This window comes from Hymenobacter sp. ISL-91, from assembly GCF_018613725.1.
Classification (GTDB): Bacteria; Bacteroidota; Bacteroidia; order Cytophagales; family Hymenobacteraceae; genus Hymenobacter.
Map to the genome: position 1 here is coordinate 1 of NZ_JAGGPS010000020.1, position 24234 is coordinate 24234.

The 24234-nt window shown below is 57.4% G+C and carries 25 protein-coding genes; 6 read left to right on the plus strand and 19 right to left on the minus strand.

The window, feature by feature from the left end:
- Positions 1-155: 155 nt before the first annotated feature.
- From J7E24_RS17770 to J7E24_RS09145, 3 genes are all read right to left on the minus strand, one after another.
- On the minus strand, positions 156-419 hold the full coding sequence (locus J7E24_RS17770) for a recombinase family protein (protein ID WP_317195630.1): 264 nt from the start codon (positions 417-419) through the stop codon (positions 156-158).
- 144 nt (positions 420-563) lie between these two features.
- Positions 564-1052, minus strand: coding sequence for an SMI1/KNR4 family protein (locus J7E24_RS09140; protein WP_215137386.1), 489 nt, complete (start codon positions 1050-1052; stop codon positions 564-566).
- 208 nt (positions 1053-1260) lie between these two features.
- Positions 1261-1932 carry a recombinase family protein gene (locus tag J7E24_RS09145; protein WP_251047120.1) on the minus strand — a complete coding sequence of 224 codons (672 nt, stop codon included), beginning with the start codon at positions 1930-1932 and terminating at the stop codon, positions 1261-1263.
- A 185-nt stretch (positions 1933-2117) separates the two neighbouring features.
- Here J7E24_RS09145 and J7E24_RS09150 point away from each other — a divergent pair, with 185 nt between their 5' ends.
- Complete coding sequence (locus tag J7E24_RS09150; RefSeq protein WP_215137390.1) at positions 2118-2471, plus strand: hypothetical protein; 354 nt, start codon at positions 2118-2120, stop codon at positions 2469-2471.
- Positions 2472-2667: 196 nt separating this feature from the next.
- A complete protein-coding gene (locus tag J7E24_RS09155) occupies positions 2668-2811 on the plus strand; it encodes a hypothetical protein (RefSeq protein WP_215137393.1) in 144 nt (47 codons plus the stop codon).
- Positions 2812-3016: 205 nt separating this feature from the next.
- Here J7E24_RS09155 and J7E24_RS09160 read toward each other — a convergent pair whose 3' ends face one another.
- The 5 genes from J7E24_RS09160 to J7E24_RS09180 form a co-directional block, all read right to left on the minus strand.
- Positions 3017-3919, minus strand: coding sequence for an IS3 family transposase (locus tag J7E24_RS09160; protein WP_215137394.1), 903 nt, complete (start codon positions 3917-3919; stop codon positions 3017-3019).
- Positions 3916-4203 (minus strand): transposase, encoded by a 288-nt coding sequence (locus tag J7E24_RS09165; protein WP_215137396.1) that lies wholly within the window; start codon positions 4201-4203, stop codon positions 3916-3918. Before J7E24_RS09165 ends, J7E24_RS09160 begins: the two co-directional genes overlap by 4 nt.
- 89 nt (positions 4204-4292) lie before the next feature.
- Complete coding sequence (locus J7E24_RS09170) at positions 4293-5843, minus strand: relaxase/mobilization nuclease domain-containing protein (RefSeq protein WP_215137398.1); 1551 nt, start codon at positions 5841-5843, stop codon at positions 4293-4295.
- Positions 5840-6217, minus strand: coding sequence for a plasmid mobilization protein (locus tag J7E24_RS09175; protein WP_215137400.1), 378 nt, complete (start codon positions 6215-6217; stop codon positions 5840-5842). The genes J7E24_RS09170 and J7E24_RS09175 overlap by 4 nt, the downstream gene beginning before the upstream one ends.
- Before the next feature lie 1810 nt (positions 6218-8027).
- Positions 8028-9113 carry a hypothetical protein gene (locus J7E24_RS09180; protein ID WP_215137402.1) on the minus strand — a complete coding sequence of 362 codons (1086 nt, stop codon included), beginning with the start codon at positions 9111-9113 and terminating at the stop codon, positions 8028-8030.
- Between the two features lie 162 nt (positions 9114-9275).
- On the opposite strand from J7E24_RS09180, the gene J7E24_RS17985 reads away from it, so the two are divergent.
- The 4 genes from J7E24_RS17985 (at position 9276) to J7E24_RS09200 (ending at position 12723) form a co-directional block, all read left to right on the plus strand.
- Positions 9276-9515 carry a helix-turn-helix domain-containing protein gene (locus tag J7E24_RS17985; protein WP_215137404.1) on the plus strand — a complete coding sequence of 80 codons (240 nt, stop codon included), beginning with the start codon at positions 9276-9278 and terminating at the stop codon, positions 9513-9515.
- Between the two features lie 1185 nt (positions 9516-10700).
- Positions 10701-11639 (plus strand): replication initiation protein, encoded by a 939-nt coding sequence (locus tag J7E24_RS09190; RefSeq protein WP_215137406.1) that lies wholly within the window; start codon positions 10701-10703, stop codon positions 11637-11639.
- A gap of 83 nt (positions 11640-11722) precedes the next feature.
- Positions 11723-11956 (plus strand): hypothetical protein, encoded by a 234-nt coding sequence (locus J7E24_RS09195; RefSeq protein WP_251047121.1) that lies wholly within the window; start codon positions 11723-11725, stop codon positions 11954-11956.
- On the plus strand, positions 11953-12723 hold the full coding sequence (locus J7E24_RS09200) for a Fic family protein (protein WP_215137411.1): 771 nt from the start codon (positions 11953-11955) through the stop codon (positions 12721-12723). Before J7E24_RS09195 ends, J7E24_RS09200 begins: the two co-directional genes overlap by 4 nt.
- Positions 12724-12849: 126 nt before the next feature.
- Here J7E24_RS09200 and J7E24_RS09205 read toward each other — a convergent pair whose 3' ends face one another.
- The 11 genes from J7E24_RS09205 to J7E24_RS09255 form a co-directional block, all read right to left on the minus strand.
- Positions 12850-13161, minus strand: a complete 312-nt coding sequence (locus J7E24_RS09205; protein WP_215137413.1) for a hypothetical protein — start codon at positions 13159-13161, stop codon at positions 12850-12852.
- 79 nt (positions 13162-13240) lie between these two features.
- Positions 13241-13897, minus strand: coding sequence for an AAA family ATPase (locus tag J7E24_RS09210; protein ID WP_215137415.1), 657 nt, complete (start codon positions 13895-13897; stop codon positions 13241-13243).
- Positions 13898-14262: 365 nt separating this feature from the next.
- On the minus strand, positions 14263-14436 hold the full coding sequence (locus tag J7E24_RS09215; protein ID WP_215137417.1) for a hypothetical protein: 174 nt from the start codon (positions 14434-14436) through the stop codon (positions 14263-14265).
- A gap of 495 nt (positions 14437-14931) precedes the next feature.
- On the minus strand, positions 14932-15279 hold the full coding sequence (locus J7E24_RS09220; RefSeq protein WP_019949164.1) for a transcriptional regulator: 348 nt from the start codon (positions 15277-15279) through the stop codon (positions 14932-14934).
- A 39-nt stretch (positions 15280-15318) separates the two neighbouring features.
- Positions 15319-15612 carry a type II toxin-antitoxin system HigB family toxin gene (locus J7E24_RS09225; protein WP_019949163.1) on the minus strand — a complete coding sequence of 98 codons (294 nt, stop codon included), beginning with the start codon at positions 15610-15612 and terminating at the stop codon, positions 15319-15321.
- 441 nt (positions 15613-16053) lie between these two features.
- Positions 16054-16329, minus strand: coding sequence for a heavy metal-binding domain-containing protein (locus J7E24_RS09230; RefSeq protein WP_026351565.1), 276 nt, complete (start codon positions 16327-16329; stop codon positions 16054-16056).
- A gap of 73 nt (positions 16330-16402) precedes the next feature.
- Positions 16403-17986, minus strand: coding sequence for an efflux RND transporter periplasmic adaptor subunit (locus J7E24_RS09235; protein WP_083937816.1), 1584 nt, complete (start codon positions 17984-17986; stop codon positions 16403-16405).
- Positions 17958-19301, minus strand: a complete 1344-nt coding sequence (locus tag J7E24_RS09240) for an efflux RND transporter periplasmic adaptor subunit (RefSeq protein WP_019949161.1) — start codon at positions 19299-19301, stop codon at positions 17958-17960. The genes J7E24_RS09235 and J7E24_RS09240 overlap by 29 nt, the downstream gene beginning before the upstream one ends.
- 136 nt (positions 19302-19437) lie before the next feature.
- Complete coding sequence (locus J7E24_RS09245; RefSeq protein ID WP_019949160.1) at positions 19438-20676, minus strand: TolC family protein; 1239 nt, start codon at positions 20674-20676, stop codon at positions 19438-19440.
- Between the two features lie 182 nt (positions 20677-20858).
- Positions 20859-22751 (minus strand): efflux RND transporter permease subunit, encoded by a 1893-nt coding sequence (locus tag J7E24_RS09250; protein ID WP_019949159.1) that lies wholly within the window; start codon positions 22749-22751, stop codon positions 20859-20861.
- Entirely contained in the window at positions 22748-24073 is a 1326-nt protein-coding gene (locus J7E24_RS09255) for an efflux RND transporter permease subunit (RefSeq protein WP_019949158.1), read from the minus strand. Before J7E24_RS09255 ends, J7E24_RS09250 begins: the two co-directional genes overlap by 4 nt.
- Between the last annotated feature and the right edge of the window lie 161 nt (positions 24074-24234).

A 24234-nucleotide genomic window follows, 5' to 3' on the forward strand; every position in this document is an offset into this window, starting at 1 on the left:
AGACCACCTCATTTACTGCCCATGCGACCGCCCGACAAACGCCTTCGGCACAATGAATGAGGTGGTCTAGCTAAGCTGGACTGAGGTGGTCTATTTGGGCTGGACAGAATGGGTCGGTATCGAGCGCGAAACTCGATAAGCGGAATTGCCTTGCCTCATTCTGTGTCTGGATTACCAAACTCCACCTGACGGCGGTAGCGCTTGACGCTGGACTCGCCTACGCCCGTGGTGGCCACCGTCTGGTGCACGGACATGCCGGCGGCCAAGCAAGCCTGCACCTTACCCAACTTGCCAGCGTCTACGCCCGGGCGACGGCCCAGGTATTTGCCTTGTGCTTTGGCCAGGGCAATACCGGCCATCGCCCGCTCGCGGATGCTCTCGCGGTCGTATTCGGCCAGCGCGGCGAAGATGCCCAGCACCAGCCGGCCGGCCGGGGTCGCCGTATCGTGGCCTTGAACCTAGGCATCGACACGGCCACCCCCACCGGCGTGGCCGGCGAGTCCAAAGAAACCGTGGAAGAGTGGATGCCCGCCGTAGTATAAGGCAAAAACGGGCACGCCCCGCTACTCCTTATCGTCTTCTGGCGGGCGGGCGCTCAGCAGTAGCTCGGTGAATGTGCTGGTCCGCATCATCTCCCGCAGTGCGTTGCTTTCGTGGTCCAGCACCACTACTTCGCTGCCCGTGGGCAGAAACCGGATGGCCACCATATCGCCGCCATCTGTTTCCCCGATGGGCAACAGGTTAGCCGGCAGCTCGTCCCATAGCTCCGTGAGCCGTGGGCTGTTCGGGGGCAGCAAGGGTGGCATGGGCTCATCTGGCCCATCCAGGTGCAGGCCAAACAAGTCACAGATAGTGACCTCAATGGGCATGAGCATCCGCTCAAAATCGCAGACGCCGCCATTGTAGGTCAGCAAAAAGGCGCGGTAGTCATCCGGCAGCCGGTAGCCCAGCGCCTGCTCAAAGGCCTGCACCTGCGCTTCGCTCGGCAGCGTCGTCGGGTACACCTCCAAACATACGGCGGTTGCCACGCCGTTCAGCACGATTTCTTTCATTACGGTTCATTTAATCGCAATTTGACTAATCGCACCCTTACGCCAACTCCGCTAGCTCCGCCATTGAGGTGGTTTATTGCAAACGGACAGTGCGCTGAGGTATGTTGGGTTTCAAGCCCTATTCCAATGGGTGGGGCGAGTGTTAGCTGAGGCCCGAGCGGAGCATTTATGTGAACGTACCCAATCACCTACACAAAACCTATCCCGCTCAGGACATGGCAGTAGCACCATGAGGTAGAAGTCGCTTGACGCCCATGGGATGAAAGGCCTTGCCTCTTCTCGTTCGATACCCCGATTCGTTGAGCCGGGCGGCAATACTTCGCAAACTCATCCCAATAGCCCGCAACAGCCCCGCCAGCTGCGCGGCCTGCCGGTTGGCCAGGCTTTGCTGGGCATTGCGCTGCAGGGATTCCAAGGCCCTCTCCCGTGAGGCCGATGTCAAATTCGCCGGCGTCCCCAACTGGAACCCCCGCGCCTTCTTGGCCGCCAGCGCATCGCGGGTCCGGGTGGAAATGGCGGTGGCCTCTTTCTGGGCTACGGCGGCCAGGATGTGGAGGGTAAACTCATCGGCCGCGGGTAGGTCGACGGCTTTGAAGCGCACGTGGCTCTCCATGAGCGTGGCCAGAAAGGCCACGTTGCGCGCTAGTCGATCTAGCTTAGCCACGAGCAGTACCCCTCCCTCCTGCTTGGCGTGCGCGATGGCCGCCTGCAACTGGGGCCGGCTGTTCTTGCGGCCACTTTCGATTTCGACGTACTCGGCCACGATGTGGGCGTCGGATCCTACGAAGGTCCGCACGGCGGCCTGCTGGGCTTCCAACCCGAGGCCGGACTGGCCTTGGCGGGCGGTGCTCACGCGGAAGTAGGCGACGTAGCGCGTCAAGGAGAAGGCAGGTTCAGGAGGAAATCGGGGCAAGATACGCCTTTGTCACATTTGTTAAACGACCGTTCAACAAACGTGACAATAGCTTTTCCAGCCGCTAGCTGTCTAGCGCGGAGCTGACAAACACTCGCCTCTCGCTTGTACCTTCGGCCCCTACTTATCTGCTGATCCGATTCCTGTACGGCATGTACCTCAATAGTTACCTCACCCACAACAACCAGCAATATTCCATTTATTGGACCAGCCAATGGGCACAGCACGTGCTGGAGAACTATCCGGACCCAGGCCATGCTGTCGACCATACGACCATCTCCCGCATTCTCAAGCGAGCCCGTTATATTGTAGCTAAGTCTGGCCGGGGCCTGCGCAAGCCTTACGTGCATGTCTGCCTCACGATCTACCAAGGCGTAGTATATGAAACCTACGTCCACCTCGTGCCTGAACTTGACGGCTGGCCAGCGCGTTGTGTAGTTATTACCTGTTTTAAAAGCAACCACCCGGAATACCGGGCCTTGTTTACGCCTGAACTCCCTGCATAAAATGGCCACAACCAAACTTCCCGACTCCGCTGCCTATCCTGGTGATAGCCGGCCACGGGTGCCACAGCCCGGGCAGTTCACACAGACTGGTCCGGGGCAGACCCCACCGAGCAAGCAAGTGCGCGCTGGCGCGGCCTTGCCAGGCTCGCCTATGCGTCATGTGGCCGTACCCGCTCCAGCGCGCGTACCAGCTTACGTGGACCCCGCCTTGTTTGCGGCTGGCATCTTTAAGGATCAGGCGGACTATGATGAAACCGTTAGAAGCGTCGTCGCGCGCATCCAAACTGGCAAGGTATTGCCGCGCGAGCCGGAAGATGATAACGAAGCACTGGCTGAATAGACAGCACTGTAGTGCGGATTATGTCAAAAGCCCTGGCTCAAAGGAATTAGGGCTTTTTTGTGGCTGTTACTACTGATTATTTGCTTTACTAAAGTAGCGTTTAACGGGCATTGGGAAATAGACAGCTATCCACACCCATCTGGTAATCGCTGCTTGATGTCCTCTATACCCCCACTCATTGCACTGCAACATTGGGGTGGTCTAGTTAAGCAGGAGAGAGTTGGGTGATATTGTTAAGTTGTTGTTGGTGAAACTTATACGGCTTAAAATAGCCGATGCTTGAGTGCCGTCGGTCGTGATTGTAGTAGTCAAAATAGTTGGCCACGCTGGCCTGCGCATCGGCCAGGTCGGCAAACACGGGCCAGTCGCGGGCTTCGAGCTCTTCCGTTTTGAGGCGCGCCCACAGGCTCTCGGCCTGGGCGTTGTCGTAGCACTCGCCGCGGCGGCTGTGCGAGAGCCGGGCGCCGGCCTCGTGCAGCAGGGCCTTGTAGGCGTTGCCCACGTACTGCCCGCCCCGGTCGGAGTGGACCAGCAGGCCGGGGGCGGGGCGCTGGGCCAGCAGGGCCCGCTGTAAGGCGCTGGTGACCAGCGCTTCGGGCATGTCGGCCCGCACCTGCCAGCCCACCACCTGCTTGCTGCACACGTCCTGAAAAGCGCACAGATAGGCCCAGTTGCCGTTGGCCAGCGGCAAATACGTGATATCACTGACCCAGACCCGGTTGACCTGGGTGGGCTTGGGCTGGTAGAGCAATAAGTTAGGGGCGCAGCGCTGTCCGTGGGTCGAATCGGTGGTGCGCGGCACGAACGACTTGGGCTGCAGGGCCTGGAGTCCGTTTCGGCGCAGCCCCGTGCGCAGGGCCTGACGCCCGACGCGGTAGCCTTTTTCCTGCAGTTCGATCCGCAGCCGGCGCGTGCCGTAGCGGCGTTTATGGTGATTAAAAACGGCCACCATCTCCGTTTCCCAGGCCGGCTCAGCTGGCTGCCGCACGGCGCTCGTCTGTGCCATTCGCCAGGCATAGTAGCGACTGGGCACCACGCCCATCACCTGACAGAGCTGCTGGACGGGACAGCAAGTGCGCTGCTGGTCAATGAATTGAAACGTGCTCACAGGGTTGGGGGCTGCGAAAAGATGGCGATGGCTTTTTTTAAAATCTCTAACTCCTGCGCCAGCCGTTTATTGGCCGCCCGCAGGGCCCGCACTTCGGCCGCCTCCACCGGGTCAGTGGACACGGACGGCTGGGCCGCTTTCTGCCAGGCATACAGGCGTTTGACGTCAATGTTTAGGGCGCGGGCGGCGGCCCGCGTCGAGCGGCTTTCGCTGGCCAGCCGCAGCGCTTCGGCGCGGAAGGCCGCATCATAACGTGGCCGTTTGGTGGGAGAAGCTTTTTCCATGGGTTCGGGAAGTTAGCACCCAATTCTCTCCTGATTTACCCGACCATACCACATTGCTACCTCAACTGTTCGTTTAGCCACAGCATTTTTTACCCTAATGTGGGTCCATCCTTTGTAATCTCTTTAAGAAGCGCCTCGTTCTTTTCACGCACGCAGTCCTGACCTAATTTACGTGCGCGAAGTGCATTATCTGATTCCTGCACCTGTACGCCGTCCATGAGTGCTGCTCCATCAAGTGTGTGGTTTATCATCTTTATAGTAGGTGCGTGGGTATGATAATGAACGTCTATTTTCAACTGCCCGTAGCCATCGTTTATGATTTCCCCAACCTTGCCTACCCCGACTTTTTTCAGTTCCTGCTGAATTCGCTCAGCCTTCTCCTGGCCTTTTTTGGTGGTATCATTAACGACAATACAAGCTTGGTTGTGCTGGCCCTCGCGCTCTTCCCAATCGGCCATGGCTTGCTCCACGGGCTTAGCTCGGTCAAGGGTCAAGGCAAGGTGTGGCGCCTCCCTGATCGTGTCTATACCAGACTGCTGCACCACGTGCAGTATTTTGTTAATTTTATCCAGTTGCGTATCAGTTGGACTGTAGGAAAAGAGTACCATGTAGGGGCTGGAAAGACCGGGAGCTGGGGGAATAATTTCCTGCGTCGTAAAGCCATTCTTATCCAGAAACTCTTTCATTAGCCCGGCCCGCTTCTCAGCTCCAACGCCAGTGCGGGGATTAATTGGCACACTTATGCTGCCTTGTACGCGTTCCACATTGGGTACTTGAGTGACGATATCTCCCTCTGCTGGTGTCCTAGTTTCTCCCTTCTCAGCAATCGGTTGAGATGCTCTCGGGGCTTGGGCAAATCCCTTTTCCAGATTGCCCGCACTGTACTGCTTGCCTACCTCACTGCCCTTCATGCGGTGACCGTTCTTTTCAAAGACAACACCGAACATTGTTGGTGCGTTTTTCTTTTGGTGAGTACTCTGCTCCAAAGCAATTCCTTTAGGGGCCAATTTCATTTTCAACTCCTCGAAGCTACCCGAGTTGGAGGCTACGTCTTTCAAAGCGTTGGCTACTTCGTGCCGGGCACGCTGCCAGTCCGCTGTGCGTATTTGCTGGGGTGTAATGGCCACCTGCTGCCGATGGGTTTTGCCCGCTTCCCGCGCCTGCTCGCGCCCCCGCTGCTCGGCCACCGTCAGCCCCAGCTGCTGCTCCAGTTGCTGACATACCCGACGGCTTTGCTGGCCAACAAATTTGTCTGAAATGGCTTGGCCATTATTGTCAACCCGGTTCACAATTAAGTGTGCATGGGCATGTGCTTTATCGGTGTGCTGCACCAGTACCCACTGGGTATTTTCCAGCTTCATTTCCCGCACGTAGGCCTTGCCTATCTGCCGCAATAGTTCGCTCACTTCCTCCGCTGTACGGCGCTCAGTATCCGCTACTGGCAGGGCCAGTGCCACGTGCATTACGGCATTGCCTAACCCCGGTCGTCCCCGCTGCTGGTAGTGAAAATCCTGGGCCATATGCGCTGCGCTATCCGTGCGCACACCCTCCGCCTCCAGCACCTGGGCTTGCCGGTTTTGCTGCAGCACATAGCGGCAGATCCCAACGAAACTCTTGCCGATTTTTACCTTCCCGATCATGCTTTCTCCTGGTGAAGTCTGGCAAGTAATTGCTGCACTTCTGTGAGCGTAGCCAGGACCTGCGCCTGCACTTCTTGGCCTAAACGCCCCTGCACCACCAGTTGATTCAGGTTGGCCCCTAGTCGCGCCAGCTGGCGGTTCTGCTCGCGCTGCTCCAGCGTAGGCGCGGCCTGCAAAACCCGGACGCCAGCAAGCGCTTGGCGAACGATGGTTGAGCGGCTGCAGCCGGCCGCTTCTGCCTGCTCCGTGAGCGTGGACAGCTGCTCCCTATCAAGTCGGATTTGAATAGTTGCACTGTGAGGGTGGGCTGACTTGGGACGGCCCGGACCACGCTTCTGCCTGGCTGGGTCTGGGGCGAGGTTATCCGTTGACATAGACTTTATTCGTTAGGTGGCTAGGACTCTGCGGCAGCAGCAAGAAGAGGGAGGCCAACGGCCGACCGGGGTTTTTGCATTGCAAAAACACTTCTTGCTTCTAACACTATTACGCTAATATTACGCTTATGCATAACCCATCCATTGGCGAGCAATGACTGAACTTAGGATTAGCAGCTTGTTTATTACGCTTAGACATTATGCTAAGTAGTAACTGATGGGAGATCATATGGACGATTTACGTTGGCCTCTACAACTCATCAATGCTCCAGAAGGCTGCTTGCTTGAGAAGGAAAGCGTGTACGTTTTCTCTTTCCTCTACAGTTGACTCCTGTAAAGAAGTACAGTATTTGACAAAAGCCACTACCTCTGTTGACATGATTTCATTGGCCTGGATTTCTCTGCCCCGAAGTGCTGTCTGGGTAAGCTTGGCAAGCAGTACAACCTGCTGCAGTTGCGCTGAGTCAGACGGTGTGGGGAGCGTTGGAGACGGTAATTTTTGGAGCCGTTTCTTTTGATTGTGCGCATACACCCGGCATCTGTCAGAGCAATAAAACCCGCCTGACCGCTGAGGCCTATACTCCTTTTCACACCTTAAGCAGATCGCCATCGAGCAGATGCTTTTCGTTTTGCGAACGGTGAACTGACCCTCGCTTCATCGTAAGCTACACCTTTTTCTTAGGTCTTCAAGCGTCCCCCACTGTCCTTTTTTTTCACTGGCTGATATCTACTCAACTCGTGCCGAACACACCAAGAATGGTGACTGGTAGGCGCGCATTTTCCCTAGCCTCGCGCTCTATTCTGCACAAAAGTTAGCTGGCTCCTTCACTGCTACCCTCCTAGCAGACCGCATCTAAAAACCGCTCTTTTTATGGGAAGCAGCCGTCTAATTTCCATCGGTTAATACGCTCTCGGACTTTCAGCCTTAGTCGGAATTTTTATGTGGATCAAGCCCGTCAACCAGCGCAAATATCCTTCTATCATTCCCCATCCAAAGCAACTGTCGAAGCCTAATCTTCGCGCTCAAGTACCACGTTCTTTGGGTACTTTATACGGCCCGCATCAACATCGCAAAGGAACGTTTTGAGTGCGGGCAGTCATTGGATTTAAGGGTAATAGCTACTGAAAAACAGCCAGCAACTTACGCGCTGGCCTGCTCTCTTCAACGCACCTTTCCGCGGTAGAACATAGGTCGGCCAAACCCGATCATTGAACAGGTCTGGCCGACTCAGGAACAGAAAATCAGGGTTCGAGTATCGCTTGTTTTTCTCTGACTGCTCACTCAATAGCAGACAACAAACCATGCTCCAGGGAGTTACCATTGATGCCTCGCCTGATGACGCTACTCATCGTTTATCTCCCTCTCCCATCCTTTTTTAGTGGATTTTCTGCCGGTGAACCCAGCAACGATTTCGCTCTCTGAATCAAAAACAGGAGCACGGTGAAGAGCAAAATCAGATGCATCTGCCCTCTTACGAGCAGACCAAGTCAGACCCAACGCATCCCCGGCTCCAAGTCCAACAGTAGCGCTGAATTCTGTCGTGTGCCTATCGTTCTAGGCGTCTTGTAAGTAGTGGATGCTGGTCCTTGATAATAGTGCTGGCGCTGCCTATTTGAGTAGCAGCGCCGGCGTCCTCCTAAGTACCTATTGACAGTACAGTCGTTGTGATTACTGACCCGCCAGGCGTAGAGCTGCCGCAAAAAAACAGACGGGTAGTAGAGAGAAAACAGGTTGAAGCGAGTGGGGATAGGAGTGCTGCCTACACGAGTTATCTACTTACCCTGCTGGCTTAACTTGGCCCACATCACTTCAACTTGCCTTGTATTGAGTCAAGTCAAAAATACGATCCTGTACCTCGGGGCTGCCAGGCATCTGATCTATTGGCACCATTTTATTGAATCCGTTTCCCTTAAAGTGATAGTCGCTCATGGCCTGCAGCACTTGCTCCGCAGTAGTGTTGCCAGATGCCAGTTTTAGGATGATACCACGAGTGTACAGCCCATAAGCAGTGGGATCCTGTTCCATCTCTGCTAACGCTAATACCGCATGGTAGGCTAGTTGAGACAAGCGCCGCGCCAAGGTGAACGCCTGCATGCAATAGATGGGGGGATCAAGCGAAACCTTCCGCTCGCCCACCACTGCCCAGGCCAGGCGCTGCGTCAATCTGGTCAGGTCCTCATAGGCAATCGCTACTATCTCCCCCTCCAGCCACAGGTCGGGCTGTAGCGCATCCATTACGGCGGCCCATTTCAGCCAGTTCAAGTCGGGGAAGTGGTGCTTTAGCTCCTGCTGCACACTGGCCAATGCTAACGTTCGCTGCGCAAGGGTAGCGTCTGCATAGCGGATTTGAGAAGCCTCAACCGCAGCGACGGGGAACTCCAGTTCATCCTTTTCGTCTAGGAAACGTGCGGGCAAGTCCTCTACCTGGTCGGCGTGCACATTGGCAGCAGATGCTTTCTGCTCTTCGCGTTCCGCTAGATGCTCGCTGTTACCAGTCGCATCGACGGCTACCTTAATAGTAGCCGCTGGGCGACGACGGTACACGCGGGGTGCCCCTCCTGCAGGCGTCGTGTCGAACCCGGATGCGGCCTTGAGGCTGACCTGGTGGCTAATATCGGCCACTAGTTGCATGAAGTCAACTCCCATCAGGACAGCCAGCCCATGAATGCTGGCCAGCGAGAGACGCTCCGGATTATCGATAGCGCTCCGAAATGTTTCGGCTGATGTATGTGTGGCCAGTGCTATTTCACGCGCGCGCAGACCCGGCTTTTGCTCCGGCCGTTGAACTTTTGAAATGAGCTCTTTCAGTGTCAGTCCTGACGGCTTAGGTAGCCCCTTAGCTGGTTTGCCTTTACCTCCCCGGCGAGACATTTCTGGTGTGGATTCGGTAGCCATACGTTCAATCTTTAACTGGTTTAAAGCCTCACCCCAAGGATAGCTTGTGGCATAGGGTCGTTTAGAAAAACTTACCCTCATTACTTGCCAATATAGAAAATAATTCGACCTGGATACATATGTTATACCATTTGATTGCGGCTCTGAGTCGAGTTTGCCACAGTGAAAAATCCGGCCAGTGTCAAAGCATTTGGCATCCATCTAAAAGAACTGAGGAATGCACGTGGGTGGAGTCAGCAGGTGTTGGCTGACTACGCTGACGTAGCGAAACTGACCGTGCAGCGTATTGAGCATGCACGTGGTGCTGCCACAATTGATGTACTCGTATCCTTGGCTCGGGCATTAGAGATAACTCTGCCAGAGCTAGTAGAATTCACGCAATGCTTGGACAACGAGAGCTGATTCTGAATCTACCCTTCACTGCTTCGCTACTAAGTTTAAGCTAAAAGTAGGGTTCAGCGTCAAAGGTGTGGCTAAAATCCCGAAGGCCACTTTTCACTCCTATAGTACAAATGCGACTTGCCTTGCTGACGCCGATTGGACTGGCTGCTCTAAGTATGTGCTCAATATGACGCCCCAATGGTCTCTCGACGAACTATCGACAGCAGTCTGTAAAGCTTCAGCGAATCAATAGCCACTGAACTGAGTCGGGGCTTTTCTCCAAGCTTGGTAGTACTCTCATTAGGAAGACTAGCAATTGGCATCTTAAAAACGGCTTTTTATCAGTCAAAGGTGGCGAGGGTACGTTATTCGCCTTTCGATTTGGGTTAGGAGCATGCTTGAATATGGGTTGGCTGATAAAAAGTCGTTATTCAGTATCAGGGGTAGCGCAAGAGTTGGAACAGAAATTCCCGTTAAGCCCATTTGCTTACCAAAAAAAGGCTGATTTGTCTCAATAAGTCAACTATCCAAGCTGCAAGGAGCCTTTGATTGGTGAGATGACCAAAAGCTACAAGCCAGCGTAGCCGGAACGGGTGTTCTCAAAAATAGCCTCGGTAGCGCAAAAACGCCCGTTTCCTGAGACACCCCGACCTGCGTCCGAATCCGCCGCAGCTCTAACGGGAATTTCTGTTCTTACTCTTGCGCTATCCCTATCAAGGGCAGTACTGGGCACATGGGCAAGGGCTGTAAAATCGTAAGGTGAGAGATAGTAGAACTACACAACAATGGGCATAATTAAATAAGTATAAATTAGTATAAAAATAGTGCAATCACTCAACGCGGCTTTGAACTTCTTTGTGCTCCCTTTTTTGCTGCTTCCTCTCGCCCATTTGGTCTATATCCTTTCCCTTTAAAAGCCCACTTTTAGACTCGCGTGCGTATCAACAACTTGTGTATTTTTAAGTATTTGTCTATTTGCAGGGCTTGTAACTTGTTGGTTTATTGTCATATACGAGCTTTATAGACGACTTTTTATCAGTTAAAAACGACTTTTTATCAGTTAAAAACGACTTTTTATCAGTTAAAAACGACTTTTTATCAGTCATTCTTTGGGGTAAGAACTACCTTTTATCAGTTAAAAACGCCCTTCTAAAAGCATGGTAGTTTTTCATTATTTTGCTATATTTGCTCTCTATCCCTTTCGCTATGAATCCATCTGAATCACTGGAAGTCAGACAGCACAATGCCATCACTACGGCTCGCTATGATTACACAGCCTGCCAGTTGGACTTACTTTTCTTCGTACTCTCTAAACTGCGCCGAGAGGATGCACCTAATCAGGAGTACCAGATACACATGAATGAGGTGGTCGCTATGACGGGTCGCGAGTGGCACTACAAGCAACTGCGGGAAGCGACTGAGTCCATGGGTTCCCGCATGTTTGAAGTGGAGAACGACCAATCATATGTGCAGCTGTGGATGTTCCAAAAAGTGGAGTACGTTAAGGGCAAGGGTTACCTACGCATTCGCCTCTCCGAAGATATTCGCCCTTATCTGTTTGAGCTGAAGAACAACTTCACTTCCTTCCAGCTATTCTCGGCCCTAAAGATATCGAGCAAGTACGCCAAGCGCATCTACCAGTTGGCTTCGCAGTGGAAAGACATCGGAGAAACCAAAACCTATGACCTAGACGAGTTCAAGCTGATGCTTGGACTCAAAGATCCAAAAGGAAAAGAACCGGAGCAATTCCAGCGCATTAGCGACCTGAAAGCCAAAGTGCTTGACATTGCTGTGCGTCAAATCAATGAGAATACGGAACTCAAGATTGGATATACTCTGCTCAAACAGGGGCGCTCCTTTACCGCCGTACGCTTCTACGTGACCAAGCAGCAACCCAAGCAGTTGCCGATTCCGTTTGACGAATCACCTGAGCAGGCGAAGATTCTGATGGCCCGCCGGCATCTGGAGTCGCTTGGTATCAAAGATGTAAAACTAGTTGCCCAGATCATTGGGGATCAGAAACTCCTAGATGAACTGTTCAAGTTTATGTACCGCCTCAAAACGGATAAGATAAAGGCTGATAGGAATCCGGCAGGCTTACTGTTGACCGTGCTTGGACTTAAAATGTCGGCAAAAACTACTTAGTCTGGACTCTTCTCTTCTACCCTGGCATGACCCCTTACAATCAAGAAGCATATCGTACGCTCAGAGCCTATCTGACGCACTTAATGACCAACCCGCGGGACAAGGCCCTGGAAGAAGTGCCTTCGCCGCTACGTACAAGCGTAGAAGCCTTCATGGAGGGTAAGACCGTTTACCATGATGCCACTGACCGTCCCATCATCTATGCGCACGATCTGGCCGCTTGGGCACATCAGGTAATCCATATCTCGGGCCTGGAGTACCCAGTGGCACTGGCCACCGTAGACGTCGCTAGCCTACGCCAAGCAATGGCCGCATGAATAAGTGGGATGAGATTGTACGTTTGACGGCCCTGGTCCAACAACTGCCTGAGGCGGACAGGGTATCGCGTCAGCAGTTTAATCATGTGATGGTATCGGCCCACTCAACGATGATTGAGGGTTCCCGAGTAACGGTACAATCGGCCTTCGACTTCTTGGTGGGTGATGAAGCCGTTATCGATCCAACGCTTCCGTGGGACGGCTACGATATGCTGGCCGATCATGCTCAGGCATTGGATCTGGCCCTGCAGTGGGCTGACGAGAAGCGCCCTATCTCCCCAAAGCTGTTGCAGGAGCTGGCCGGGGCCGTGATGCGTACGACCGGGCTACGAACTAATAGCATTCTGGGTAGCACTGATGCCGCCCGCGGCGACTTCCGAGTCGATAAGGTTTCGATTATGGGGGCCAGTTCGTTTCCTAACGCCCAAAAAGTCCTAGCGCTGGTCGAGCAGCTTACCCAGCAGATTCAGCAGCGTATGAGCACAGCTATATCACTGCCTGACCAATTGCACGTCGCCTTTGATGCTCACCAGCAGTTAGTGAGTATCCATCCGTTCAACGACGGAAACGGTCGCACGTCTCGACTGTTAATGAACTTCATTCAGTACTACTTCGGACAACCTCTTACCGTTGTATTTCGGGAGGACAAGAAGGAGTATTTTGCAGCGCTGGAAAGCAGCCGCCAGGCAGAAGACTTAAACATATTCCGCGATTTCATGCAGAACCAGCATATCAAGTCTTTGAAACACCAGCTGTTGAAAGTCTAATTTACAACTAAAAAAACAACTATTTAAAGTTCTTTAATTGGTTGCAATTACTTACTCTAAGAATGACAATAGCACAAGCTATGAAGCGTACAATACTCACAACCGGATTTACAACTAAATTATAAACTACTTCGAGTTGTTCTTCTTTTCCATCTTCTTGATCTGCTCTTTCACAGCAGTTAGGACAAAGTCGTGGATGGAAATGCGGTCTCGTTTTGGCAGGCTGTCCTGGATTGCACGTATTTGAGCCAGTTCGCTTTCGTAAATTTTGAAAGTAAAGGACTTAAGTTTATCCTCTTCGGACGTAGGCTTAGGATCGGCTACTACGGGTAGTTCCTGCACGGATCCGCCTTTGTTGATCATCTCCTGCATAGCCACGTTCGATAAAGAGGCAGGAGGCGTAGGAGGAAGGCCTAACTTAGGTTTTTTGAGTGCCATAGGTTGCGCTTAATGTTGTATTACAACATCTGTTTATACAAGCTTATTTAGTTGTGGAACAAGTTGTAGTTTCAGATTATCATTTGGTTGTCGAAACAGTAGCCTGAACGCTTGCGCACAGCTCGTTAATCTCAACAACTGCTTTCTCATCTGACGGCTTGATTTCCAATACGCCTAGCCCAGCAGCAGCGGCATTTGCAAAGGCGATGCGATTGCCTACCGACGTCTCTAAGAAGTGCAGATACTCAGAGCCCCGTAGTAGCTCAGCGGCTTCTTCCCTGTTGGTGCCCCGCGCATCGGCCTTATTGATGAAGGTAAGGGAGCGCAAGCCTGGATTAAAAGGCGCAACTTCAGCTATCAGGTTATCTACTTTACGCAGGGTCCAGATATCGAGGGAGCGTGGAGCGAAAGGCACCAAGTACACATGCGAGATAGTTAAAGCCGAACGCTGGCTGACCGTATCCCGACCACCGGTATCAATTACAATATCGTCGCACTTAGTGGCTAGGCGCTGCACCTGCGCATTAAGCTCACGACCGGTAACCTTAACAGCCGTGTAGCCCAGGTCTCCATCAAGTGACTGATGGCGGAAGGAGGTAAAGTCCGTGGCAGATTCCTGATCGTCAGCATCAATAAGGATAACATCCCGTCCCTGCTGTAGCAGATAGATCGTCAGATTCGTTGCTATAGTGGTTTTACCACTGCCGCCCTTGATGCCACCTACCGTGTAGATCATGTTGTCGTGCTTGAACTGGTACAGGTTGTTTATTCAGTTGCAAATCTAGTTGTTACAACTGAATAAACAACACTGAATTGGTCTAGCTAAAACGGACAGTACCAAGCATTAACCTCCGCTACTCTTTAACTCTATCTCATTAGCTTAACTATAGGTTCAGAAAAAGGACCCTTTTCGTGAACCGTGTATATTTTAGTTTGAAGGTATGTATGCGGAGCACCTTTCGCGAGTCGGTGCTTCGGTACCCCCCCCCGCGTGTTCGAGCAAGAAGCCTGGGTGGTTGAGTTTTTGCGCTCAGGAGAAGCGGCAACCCTGCCGTTCTTTGTGCGGTACCGGCGTGACCGGAAAGTGTTGATTGCCAAGACTCATCGGTTATAGGAGCGGGTTTCCGTGATGGTCGACGTAGTCGTTGGTGTTGTAGCTTCTATTACCAGCTTTTGGGCGGTAAGCTGTAACACCTTGTTGGTGGTGGTGGCCCCAATCGGCTGGCTGTTGTAGAAGTAGGTAATGAATGGCGGGTCAAACCGATAGGTCGCCACAACGGAGGGGCTGGGAGGTGGAAGGGTCCCGTCGGCGTTGAAAAACACGGAAGCCCCTGGATTCTGAGCGGAATAGAGGGTGCTGTCCTGGCGGACAATGCGCCCGTCTGAGGCAGTTTCTGTTCTCACGTATCGCTGTGTCTGCCAGGCTCCTACCAGCAGTTGCTCAGGTGTGAGCGGCTTGGGGTCGACGGCTGCCTTCTTGCAGCTCGCCACGATAAATAACCCGCACCATAAAACTTGTTTTAACGACATGCGTGTGTTGTTGGCGACGGCCATTTACGTGAATTCGATTACTAAAAAGCTATGAAGAGAGTCGCCAAAACGGCGTAGCGACGCATCGTTGTTTCTCGTCGTTGAGTGATACCAGCAATTTTCGTTCAACGACGAGAAACAACGATGCGTCGCTACATCGGCGAACCTACTTCCTAAGCAGCTTCAAGGTAAATAATAATCAATGGCTCGTTTGGGTGAACAGGTGCTTAGCCAGGACTGCTACGCGGCTTCTAAAATGAAGTCGGCGGGAATACCCAGGCGCTTGTAGAGGCGCTTGGCCAGGTCTAGATTGATGCGCCGGCCCTGCAACACATCGCTCAGGCGCGAGGCCGGAATGTCGAGCAGCGCGGCCAGGTTTTTCTTGTTGAGCTTGCGCCGGTACATCTCCAGTTCCAAGCGCCCCACCAGCGTCTGGGGGGCGGGCAGTTCGTAGCCCTGGCCCTTCTCGTAGGCGCTGATGGCGTCGCGCAGCGCCAGCATGGGCGTCAGGTCGGCGGGTTCGTGGTCCATCCAGGCCGTGAACTGGTCCAGGGCCTGCTGGTAATCGGCGGGGGTGCGAATGTCCATGGGAATCGGCTGGTAAAACGTGAGCGAGTGTACGGCTGGTTAAATGGTGTCGGCGTTGATGCGGTCGTACTGCTGGTGTGTGCCCACAAAGCGGATGAACACGGTGCGGGTGGCGAAGTGCATCCGGGCCACCAGGCGGTAACGGTTGCCCCGGATGTTGAACACGTAGCGCCCGTCGCGGGTGTAGTCGGCCGTGTTGTAGTCCTGCACCACGTCTGCGTGCCGGGCCCAGTCGCTTTCCTGCACGAAGGCGTACCAGGCACTCAGCGCTTCTTTCGCGTCGGGGTGCTGCTCCCAAAACTCCCGCAGCGGCTTCTGGGAAATGACGACCATGCCCCAAAGATACCGCGCGAAATTCTATAATTGATAATTTTCTCCTATAATCTGTAAGTATAAATGCGGCAACTAAGTTCACCCCTATCCACTTTTGCGGTTCCGACCGTATTTTTAGACACTCGCCCGCGCAAATTTCTCCTACCCATACTTTCTGTTTCTACTCTTATACTACCTCAAAGAGCACGGTGCGGCCCCAGATGCGGTCCGGAGCAAAGGGGGCTGCTGCTGTTGAATCGAGTTAGCCATTAGCCAGTAATAGAAGCGGCGTTGTGGACCTATGGCAGGTACACAACGCCGCTTCTCTGTGTTTAGACGTTTTAAGTATCCAAGCAGCGAGGCATAATTGGCGCCCCAACTATTCTGCTGCTACTTTTCGGACAATTAGCCTGCTACTAGTCCAGCCAAGTGCCCTTGCGTAGCTGTGGGCTGCGGCCGCCGCTATTGGGCGGCCGGCGCTTCCAGCTTCACCAAATCCATTTTGCACTTGGGACACTGGCCGGGGCCGCTTTCGCGGATTTCCGGGTGCATGGGACAGGTGTAGGTGACGGCGGCCATATCGGTGGCCGGCATTGCCGCCGTGTCGGTGGTCATGGCCGGGGCACCGCTCATCGACGTTTCGGGCGTCATGTCCGTGGTGGCGGGTTTGTTTTCGGAGCAGCCGGTGGCCGCGCCGAGGCAAGTGAGGGCCAGGGCCCAAGTGGTGATTTTCAACATGAGAAAAGGGGGTAAGTGATTGGAAAAACGGGCGTTGAACCGCAGCACCCAGCGGATTAGCGGCTGGCCAAGATTACATAGCCATGCCGCTCATTTCGGTGTCGGCCCCCTGACGGAGGATAAATTCACTCTGCAGCAGGTAGGCCCCCGACGTGACGACCCGGTCGCCGGGGCTGACGCCCGCCGTAACGGGCACGGCGTTGGCCGTGGCGGCTCGGGTGGTTATGCGCGCCCGCCTAAACTGCCGGGCCCCAGTCTGGAGCCAGACGTAGCTAAGGGCGCCGTCGTGGATGATGGACTGCTGGGGCACGAGGATAGTGGGTTGCGAAGTTGGGGTGGCGGCCTGGTCGGAAACTGGTTTCGGAGCCACGGCCGCCGATTGGGCCGGCGCGGCACTTGAGGGCAGCAGCACGTTGGCCGGGGAGCCGGGCTGCAGGCGGCCGTCGGGGTTGGCTACTTCGATGCGGGCCAGCGTAACGGGGCTGCTGCCGGTGCGCTCGGGGCTGAGGAATACTACCCGGCCGGAGCGGGTGTCGGCCGTGCCGGGCAGCTGCACCCGCACGGCGGTGCCCACCGAAAGGCGGGCCAGCTCGGCCGGATAGGCCTGGGCCTCCACCCACACCCGGCCCAGGTCTGTGAGCGTGAGTAGCGGGCTGCCCTCGGCTACGTACTGGCCCTGCACCACATCCAGGGCCTGCACGGTACCGGTTTGGGGGCTGAAATAGGTGAGCAGGGCCTCGGGCCGGCCGCGCTTTTCCAGCGCCCGCAACTGGCCGGCCGTAACGCCCAACAGCCGCAGCTTCTGGGCCGTGGCCTCGGCGAAGCGGGCATAGGAGCCCGCGCCACCCGCCTCGCGGCTTTGGGCCCGGGCCAGCAGGTATTCTTTCTGCAAGGCCTGCAGCTCTTCGCTGTACACCGAAAACAGCGGCGCCCCCCGGCGCAGCACCTGGCCAGTCTGGCGCACGTAGAGGCGGTCGAGGCGTCCGGCTACCCGGCTGCTGACGCTGGTGGTGCGCCGGACATCAATCGTCACGGTGCCCGTCAGCACGGCTGGGGGTGGGTTTTGCGCGAAACCCGGTGCCGTTGGGGCGCTGCCGGAAGCTTCGGCTCCGGGCGCACCTGCTCCGGCCTCGCTCCCCACTACCAGGGTCTGAATGTTCGCCAGCTCTACTTGTTGAGCAGTCAGGATGAGGTCGGCGGAGGTAGTCGCACCGGTGGCATCGGTGGCCGGCGTGGCGGGCCGGGGCACGAGGTCCATTTTACAGATGGGGCAGCTGCCGGGCTTGTCGGACTGCACCTGCGGGTGCATGGGGCAGGTATAGCCACCGACGTGAGACGCGTGGGTTGCTGTTTCGGTATCCTTGCCTGCCGCGGTAGTTTCGGACGTGGCCGTACCACCCTTTTCAGTGGGAGCAACGGCCACCAAATCCATTTTGCAGATGGGGCAGCTGCCGGGCTCGTCATCGTGGATTTGCGGGTGCATCGGGCAGGTGTAGTAGGCTACGGCCGTGGTGTCGGGCGGGCTTTTCTGGCAGGCGGCCGCGCCCAGCAGCATCAACAGCAGGGCCAGCAGCCACAGCCGGCCGGGTTGTCCCCCGTGCCGGGCCGGGAGGCGGGGCAGCGGGGCCTTAGCGGCGGTTAGCGGCGGGTACATCATGGGTAGTTGCTTGAATGAAACCTTCACTGTCAATCAGATACTGGCCGTTGGCCGCCACGTTTTCATCGCCCCGCAAGCCGCTCAGCACCTGCACCTGGGTGGCGGTGCGCGGGCCTACCTGCACCAGCACCGGCACGAAGGTGGCCCCACGCTGCACGAAGGCAATCTGGCGGGTGCCCAGGTCCACGACGGCCGCCCGGGGCAGCCAGAACGCGCCGGGATTCGCCGGGGCCGTTGCGCCGGATGAGGCGGTAGCGTTGGTAGCAGCAGCGGCCCCGGCTACGATTCGGGCAGTGAGGCGCTGGCCCCGGCGCAATTCGCCCTGAGGGTTGGGTAGGTACACCCGCACGGCGGCCGTGCTTTCGCCGGTCCGGAACTCGGGCTCCACGAAATCGAGGCGGGCAGTTAGCCGCTTGGCCTGGCCTTCCACCGCTATTTGCAGCTGCTGGCCGGGCCGCAACCGGGCCAGCTCGGCCGGCGTGGGCTGAAACAGGCCCCAGACCTGACTGGTGTTTATTACCTGAAACAGGGCCTGGCCGGTCGTTACGTAGGCTCCTTCGGTAAGGCTTAGCTGGCTGGCGGGCGAGGCGGCCGCTGGGCTGGCGCTACTACCTGCACCAGCGGGCGTTTCAACCACGTAGCCATCGTAGGGGCTGAACACGGCCACCCGGTAGGTGGGGTGGCGGGTGCGGGCCAGGCCCTGCAGCTGGGTTTCGGTAAGGCCCAGCAGGGCCAGCTTGTGGCGGGCGCCACCGACCAGCGCGGCGTTGTCGGCGTCATTTTCCAGCACGAAAATATACTCCTGCTGGGCCGTTACCAGTTCGGGGCTGTAGAGGTCGAGCAGCTTCTCGCCCCGGCGCACAGGCTGGTAGTTGGAGCGCACCAGCAGCCGCTCGATGCGCCCGCCGAAACGGGCGGCCACCACCCGGCTCCGGCGCGGGTCGTAGGCCACCACGCCGGGCAGGCTCAACGTATCCGAGACAATTATCCCGGCTCCGGTAGCATCCGCGGCGGCAGCGGCCCCCACGGGCGCCGGCCGTACGGTGGCTATGCTGCTGAGCACGGCCGCGTTGGGCTCGGCCAGTACGTTGTCGAGGCCCACTTCAGGGGCGGCTGCCGCGGCGACGTTGCTCATCACCTTAGGCACCAAATCCATGTTGCAGATGGGGCAGCTGCCGGGCTCCGCGCGGATGATTTGCGGGTGCATCGGGCAGGTGTACTGCTGGGCCGCCGAGGTAGCCAGCGGCTGGGCCGGGGCCGTCGATTCGGGGCCGTGGGCCTTGCCCTGGCAGCCGGCCAGCAGCAGGAGCAGCACAGCGCCCCTCACCCCCCAACCCCCACAAATGCTTTTCAGCAGTCCGGCGAAGCCGTGGGCCTGCTTAGGCAAAGCGGATGCCGGATGAAGCAGGGCGTTCCTCGTTTTCTGATGTCGATGTTGTCTGTCCATGCCCTTATTGCTCAAGTTCCTGGTCGTATTGCACGCGCAGGGTGAGGAGTTCATTCTGGGTGTCGAGGTAAGTGAGGCGCATGCGCAGCCAGCTGTCGAGGGCCTCCACCACGGCCGGCAGCTGGGCCGTGTTCTGCTCGTAGGCCAGCAGCGTTACCTGGTAGCTTTTGTGCAGGGCGGGCAGGATGCTCTTCTCGAAGTTGGCCACCTGCTGCTGCCGGGTTTGCAGGTTGGACTGCAGCGTGCGCAGCCGGCCGGTGGCGTCGTTGAGCAGGCTGGCCCGCTGCTGCTGCACGGCCTGGGCCTCCAGGCCCAGCGCGGCGGTGCTGGCCTTGTACTCGCGGGCCGACCACGGCGCGAAGGGCAGCGTAACCATGCCCATTAGCGTGAACTGGTTGGGCCGGGGGCCGATGCCGTTCATGTGGTCGTAGCGAATAGCAAACTCGGGGCGGCGGCGGTTGACCTCCACGTCGCGGCCCAGGCGCAGCACGTTGAGCTGCTCATTCAGGCCGCGTACGTCGCTACGGGCGGCGGCCAGCGCGGCCGTGTCGGCGGGCAGCAACGCGGCAGCAGTGGTGGGTAGCAGCGTATCGACGGCGAATTCGGCGGCCGGGTCGCGGGCCATCAGGGTGTTGAGGGCGATGCGGTTCTGGCGCAGCTGGCCGGCCAGCTCGGCGTGGTCGTTGCCCAGCAGGGCCACCCGCGACTGCACCTGGTAGATATCGGCCAGGCTACTCTGGTTATACGGGTAGCGGGCCTGGGCAATCTTGAGCAGGAACTCCAGCAACTGCTGGCTCCGGCTGAGCACCCGCTGTTTCTTTTCCAGAATCACCTGGTTGAAGTACAGCCCGCGGGCCTGGCTACGCAACGTGTTGAACAAGGCCCCCTGGTCGGCCTGCTCCACGGCGGCCTGCCCGCTCAGGTAGGCCCGCTTGGCCCGCTGCCGGGCCGGGTTCGGAATCATCTGCTCCACGCCCACCATGCGCATGCCCCGCTCGCCGGCCATTTCGGCAGTCCGGGGCGAGCTGTAGGGCTTCATGAAGTAGCCGGCGCTGATGCGGGGCGCTTCCCAACTGGTGGCCCCCGCCACGGCCGCCGCTTTGGCGCGGGCCCGGTAGTCGTACTGGCGCAAAGCCGGGTTGGCCCGCTGCACGGCGCTCAGCACCGAATCCAGCGGCAGCTGCTGCTGGGCGTGCAGCGGGGCGCTGGTGAGGAGAAGTAGCAGGAGAAGGTAGCGGTTCATAATTTTCGTGCTGATGGTGGCCTCACCCCCCGGCCCCCTCTCTAGGGGGAGAGGGGGAGCCACGGCGACGTGGTTTTTCGGGCTGTGGTTCGGCTAATCAAGTTGTGGTCAGTAGTTATAATCAGTAGTATGGGCGGCTGGTTCCCCCTCTCCCGGAGGGGAGGGGCCGGGGGTGGGGTGAACTAATGCGTCACCTCCAGCACGTCAATCTTGCCGAATTTGCGCAACTCGTACTCCTTGGTCATCAGGAAGATAAGCGGCGTGACGAGCAGAATATGGGTCGAGGACGTGAACACGCCGCCAATCATGGGCAGCACGATGGGCAGCATCACGTCGGAGCCCGTGCCCGTGGCCCAGAGCACCGGCACGAGGCCGAACAAAGCCACCGAGACGGTCATCAGCTTGGGCCGCAGGCGCTTGGCGGCCCCGTGGAACACGGCGTCGCGCAAATCCTGCTTCGTGATGGTTTCGCGGGAGTTGCCCTTGCGGGCCACCAGCTGCTGCATGGCGTCGTTGAGGTAAATTACCATGATGACGCCCGTTTCGACGGCCAGCCCAAACAAAGCAATGAAGCCCACGGCCACCGCCACCGACAAATGCACCCCGTAGAAGTATACCAGGTAGGCCCCGCCAATAAGCGCGAACGGAATCGTGACTAGGCTCAGCAGCGCCTCGCGCACCGAGTGGAAGGCGAAGTACAGGCAGCCGAAAATCACGACCAGCACGATGGGCAGAATGAAGAGCAGCGTCCGTTGCGAGCTGATGAGGTTCTCGTACTGCCCGCTCCACTCCAGGTAGTAGCCGGCCGGCAGCTGGCCGCCCCGCTCCTGCACCCGCTGCATGGCCTCCTCCACGGTGCTGCCCAAATCGCGCCCCCGCACGTTAAACAGCACCGCCCCCCGGAGCTGGGCGTTTTCGGAGTTAATCATGGGCGGCCCGTTCTCGAAGCGCAGCTCGGCCACCGCCGAGAGCGGCACCGGGCCATAGTCGGTGGTCTGGATGGGAATGCGGCCCAGCGCGGCCAGGCTGTTGCGGTAGTCCTCGGCCAGGCGCACGGCAATGGCGAAGCGGCGGCGGCCCTCCACGGTGGTGGCCACCGGGGCGCCCCCGATGGCCGTTTCCACCAGCTCGTTCACTTGGTCCACGCTCAGGCCGTAGCGGGCCAGCTGGTCGCGCTTCAGGTCAATCTGCAGGTACTTGCCGCCGGTAATCGGGTCCACGTACAAATCCTCAACGCCCGCCACGCCGGTTAGGGCCGCCCGCACCCGCTGCGACACCTGGAAAATCGTGTCGAGCTGCTGGCCGTACACCTTCACGCCCACGTCGGTGCGGATGCCGGTGGCGAGCATGTTGATGCGGTTGATAATGGGCTGGGTCCAGCCGTTGACCACGCCCGGAATCTGCAGTTTCTGGTTGAGCTCGGCAATGAGCTTGGCTTTGGTCATACCCGCCCGCCACTCGCTGCGGGGCTTGAGCTGGATGATGGTTTCAATCATGCTCAGCGGGGAGTTGTCGGTGGCCGTGCTGGCCCGGCCGGCCTTACCGAGCACGCTTTTCACCTCCGGCACCTGCATAATAATGCGGTCCTGGACCTGCAGAATGCGCTTTACCTCCGTGTTCGACACGTCGGGCTGGGTGATGGGCATGAACAGAATCGAGCCCTCATCGAGCGGGGGCATGAACTCGGTGCCCAGGCTACGCAACAGCGGAATGCTGATGAGCAGCAGCGCCAGGTTGATGCCGATGGTGGTTTTGCGCCAGGTCAGGCACCAGTTAATCATGGGCGCGTACACCCGCTCCAGTCCCCGGTTGATGGGGTTCTGCTCCTCGGTTTTGAACTTGCCCTTCATGAAAAAGGACAGCAGCACCGGCCCCAGCGTGACGGCCAAAATGGCGTCAATCATCAAAATAAACGTTTTGGTGTAGGCCAGCGGATGAAACAGCTTGCCCTCCTGCCCGGTGAGCAGAAACACCGGCAGAAACGAGGTAACGATGATGATGGTGGAGAAAAATATCCCCCGCGACACCTGCTTACTGGACTTCTCGATAATGGCGAGGCGCTCTTCGTTGGTCATGTGGTGGGGGTTTTGGGGGCTGGCGGGCCGTCGTCAGGTAGGGTACCCGCTTCTTCGGCGGCCTGGTGCAGGGCCAGACTGCGGTAGGCGTTTTCGGTCATCACGATGCCGTTGTCGACGATGACGCCGATGGCCAGCGCGATGCCGGTGAGCGACATGATGTTGGACGAGATGTCGAAGGCGTTGAGCAGGATGAAGCTCGTGGCGATGGTAATCGGAATCTGGAGCAGGATGCTCAGGGCGCTGCGCCAGTGGAACAAAAACAGCAGCACGACCACCGACACGACGGCCATTTCCTCCAGCAGCGTGTGCTGAATGTTGGTCACCGACTCTTCAATCAGCCCGCTGCGGTCGTAGACGATATCGAACGACACGCCGGCGGGCAGGCCCTTGGCTACGTCCTGCATCTTGGTTTTCACCCGCTTGATGACCTCGTCGGCGTTTTCGCCGTAGCGCATCACCACGATGCCGCCCACGGCCTCGCCCTGGCCGTTATGGTCGAAGATGCCCAAACGGCTTTCGCCCGTCATCTGCACTGTGCCTAGGTCGGCCAGGCGGAGCGGCACGCCGCCGGCGCGGGTGCGCACGGGCACGTTTTCGAGCGTGGCCACATCCTGGATGTAGCCGCTGGTTTTGATGATGTAGCCTACCCCCGCCTGCTCGAACTTGCGGCCCCCGGCCTCGTTGTTGTTGCTGCGCACGGCCGCCAGCACCTCGGGCAGGCTCACGTTGTAGTAGGTAAGCTTGGTGGGGTCGACCGTCACCTGGTATTCGGGCTGGAAGCCGCCGAAGCTGGCCACCTCGCTCACGCCGGGCACGGTTTGCAGGCCGAACTTCACGTACCAGTCCTGCAACGCGCGCTGCTCGCCCAGGTCGAGCTTGGGGGCCTTAAGCACGTACCAGAGCACGTGGCCCACGCCGGTACCGTCGGGGCCGAGGGTGGGCGTGAGGCCGGCCGGCAGCAGGCGCTGGGCGTAATTGAGGCGCTCCAGCACCCGCTCGCGGGCCCAATACACGTCGGTATCGTCCTCAAAAATGACGTACACGAAGCTCATGCCGAACATGGAGGCGGCCCGCACGGCCCGCACCTGGGCCAGGCCCTGCAGGTTGGTTACGAGCGGGTAGGTTACCTGGTCCTCGATAATCTGGGGCCCGCGCCCGGCCCACTCGGTAAACACGATTACCTGGTTTTCCGACAGGTCGGGGATGGCGTCAATCTTGCTGGCCCGCACCGAAAACACGCCCCAGATGAACAGGCCGGTGGCTAGCAGCAGTACCAGCCCGCGGTTGCGCAGGGAAAGGGAAATAAGCCGTTCAATCATTTTACCTGAGCTTTTAGCTATTAGCTGTTAGCTTTTTTTCGACCGGATTCAGGACGGGTCGAAATCCTGGCTGGCGGCGTTTTCTGAACGGAGAGCTAACAGCTAATGGCTGTCAGCTAACAGCTTAAAAACACACGCGCTAAAGCCCACGGCTTGGGGCC

Bases quoted from the DNA above. Each gene is read 5' to 3' on its own strand.
- J7E24_RS09210 (WP_215137415.1), bottom strand. From the start codon at position 13,897: ATGATCTACACGGTAGGTGGCATCAAGGGCGGCAGTGGTAAAACCACT.
- J7E24_RS09205 (WP_215137413.1), bottom strand. From the start codon at position 13,161: ATGGCACTCAAAAAACCTAAGTTAGGCCTTCCTCCTACGCCTCCTGCC.
- J7E24_RS09245 (WP_019949160.1), bottom strand. From the start codon at position 20,676: ATGAACCGCTACCTTCTCCTGCTACTTCTCCTCACCAGCGCCCCGCTG.
- J7E24_RS09255 (WP_019949158.1), bottom strand. From the start codon at position 24,073: ATGATTGAACGGCTTATTTCCCTTTCCCTGCGCAACCGCGGGCTGGTA.
- J7E24_RS09235 (WP_083937816.1), bottom strand. From the start codon at position 17,986: ATGATGTACCCGCCGCTAACCGCCGCTAAGGCCCCGCTGCCCCGCCTC.
- J7E24_RS09140 (WP_215137386.1), bottom strand. From the start codon at position 1,052: ATGAAAGAAATCGTGCTGAACGGCGTGGCAACCGCCGTATGTTTGGAG.
- J7E24_RS09170 (WP_215137398.1), bottom strand. From the start codon at position 5,843: ATGATCGGGAAGGTAAAAATCGGCAAGAGTTTCGTTGGGATCTGCCGC.
- J7E24_RS09150 (WP_215137390.1), top strand. From the start codon at position 2,118: ATGTACCTCAATAGTTACCTCACCCACAACAACCAGCAATATTCCATT.
- J7E24_RS09250 (WP_019949159.1), bottom strand. From the start codon at position 22,751: ATGACCAACGAAGAGCGCCTCGCCATTATCGAGAAGTCCAGTAAGCAG.
- J7E24_RS09195 (WP_251047121.1), top strand. From the start codon at position 11,723: ATGACCAACCCGCGGGACAAGGCCCTGGAAGAAGTGCCTTCGCCGCTA.
- J7E24_RS09175 (WP_215137400.1), bottom strand. From the start codon at position 6,217: ATGTCAACGGATAACCTCGCCCCAGACCCAGCCAGGCAGAAGCGTGGT.
- J7E24_RS09230 (WP_026351565.1), bottom strand. From the start codon at position 16,329: ATGTTGAAAATCACCACTTGGGCCCTGGCCCTCACTTGCCTCGGCGCG.
- J7E24_RS09180 (WP_215137402.1), bottom strand. From the start codon at position 9,113: ATGGCTACCGAATCCACACCAGAAATGTCTCGCCGGGGAGGTAAAGGC.
- J7E24_RS09220 (WP_019949164.1), bottom strand. From the start codon at position 15,279: ATGGACATTCGCACCCCCGCCGATTACCAGCAGGCCCTGGACCAGTTC.
- J7E24_RS09165 (WP_215137396.1), bottom strand. From the start codon at position 4,203: ATGGAAAAAGCTTCTCCCACCAAACGGCCACGTTATGATGCGGCCTTC.
- J7E24_RS09190 (WP_215137406.1), top strand. From the start codon at position 10,701: ATGAATCCATCTGAATCACTGGAAGTCAGACAGCACAATGCCATCACT.
- J7E24_RS09200 (WP_215137411.1), top strand. From the start codon at position 11,953: ATGAATAAGTGGGATGAGATTGTACGTTTGACGGCCCTGGTCCAACAA.
- J7E24_RS09225 (WP_019949163.1), bottom strand. From the start codon at position 15,612: ATGGTCGTCATTTCCCAGAAGCCGCTGCGGGAGTTTTGGGAGCAGCAC.